This window comes from Pseudomonas edaphica (assembly GCF_005863185.1).
Lineage (GTDB): Bacteria > Pseudomonadota > Gammaproteobacteria > Pseudomonadales > Pseudomonadaceae > Aquipseudomonas > Aquipseudomonas edaphica.
In genome coordinates, this window is record NZ_VBVZ01001081.1 from 1 (window position 1) to 809 (window position 809).

An 809-nucleotide genomic window follows, 5' to 3' on the forward strand; every position below is an offset into this window, starting at 1 on the left:
GGGTTTTCAGGTAACCGAGCAGGAAGTCGATGTTCAGGCTGCGTTCGTGGGCTTCGTCGACGATGATGGTGTCGTAGCGTTCCAGATAACGGTCGTTCTGGGTTTCCGCCAGCAAAATGCCGTCGGTCATCAGCTTGATCAGCGTGTTGGAATCGCTCTGGTCTTCAAAACGCACCTGATAGCCGACCAGCGCGCCCAATGGCGTGGCCAGCTCTTCGGCAACCCGGCTGGCGACGCTGCGCGCAGCAATCCGGCGCGGCTGGGTGTGGCCGATCAGGCCGTACTGGCCGCGCCCAATCTCCAGGCAGATCTTCGGCAACTGGGTGGTTTTACCCGAACCGGTTTCGCCGGCAATGATCAGCACCTGATGCTTGTTTAGCGCCTCTTTGATCTCGTCACGCTTGGCCGCGATCGGCAGGCTGTCGTCATAGCGAATCACTGGCAGGCTGGCACGCCGCGCGGTGACTTGGGCGCAGGACGCCTGCATACGCGTGCCCCACTGCGCCAGCTTCTCCTCGTCGGGCTTCTTGCGCAGCTCAAGCAACTGGCGCCGCAAGCGGTGGCGGTCGGCGAGCATGGCGTGATCGAGGTTTTTGAGCAGTTGGTCGATAGCGGGCGCTTGGTCAGTCATCAGGTACTTTGCAGGTCGTCTATTTATGCACGGCCGACAAGTGTGGCAGAAAAGCGGCTGATCTGGCAGACGGCTAAGTAAACCGGATCAAATGTGGGAGCAACTGTCTTAACCCACGCTCCTCTGTGGCGAGCAGGCTTGCCCTGCGTTGGGCTGCGCAGCAGCCCCAAAAACAGAC

1 protein-coding gene is annotated in these 809 nt (G+C 60.6%); it reads right to left on the reverse strand.

Annotated features, from left to right (window positions below):
* The coding region (locus FEM54_RS33365) for an AAA family ATPase (RefSeq protein WP_171045979.1) at window positions 1–631 on the reverse strand (631 nt) is incomplete at its 3' end.
* Between the last annotated feature and the right edge of the window lie 178 nt (window positions 632–809).